At 67.0% G+C, this 342-nt stretch carries 1 protein-coding gene; it reads right to left on the bottom strand.

The window, feature by feature from the left end; all coding sequences use genetic code 11:
- Positions 1-271, bottom strand: a 271-nt coding sequence (locus IG98_RS46340) for a helix-turn-helix domain-containing protein (RefSeq protein ID WP_030926745.1), incomplete at its 3' end; no start/stop codon positions are given.
- Positions 272-342 lie beyond the last annotated feature (71 nt).

The following is a 342-nucleotide window of genomic DNA, read 5'->3' as shown; positions in this document are numbered from 1 at the left end:
CCTCGTCCAAGAACGCCTCCAGCCGCATCAGTTGCGCCTCGGTGAGCTTGCAACCGGTCCCGGCGGCCCCCTTGGAGGCCAGAGCGGCCTTGTCGCCCTTCAGCCAGGCCCGGTGCCACTCACAGGCGGACTTACGCGTCACGCCCAGCAGCTGGGCCACCCGCGGCGGTTTGATTCCTCCGGAGAACATGTCCGCCGCCCGAAGCCGCAGCGTTTCACGCCGCTCCCGCTCCGTGCCAGACAATCCCCCGCTTCTGTCTGAGTACCTCATACCTCCAGGCTGCCACCTGGGCAAACAGTGCGGACAAGCACCCCCGAGCAACCCGTGACGCCCAACTTTCT

This window comes from Streptosporangium amethystogenes (genome assembly GCF_000721075.1).
GTDB lineage: Bacteria > Actinomycetota > Actinomycetes > Streptosporangiales > Streptosporangiaceae > Streptosporangium > Streptosporangium amethystogenes.
The sequence above is the reverse complement of the archived record's forward strand: the minus strand, read 5'-3'. Positions and strand labels throughout refer to the sequence as shown.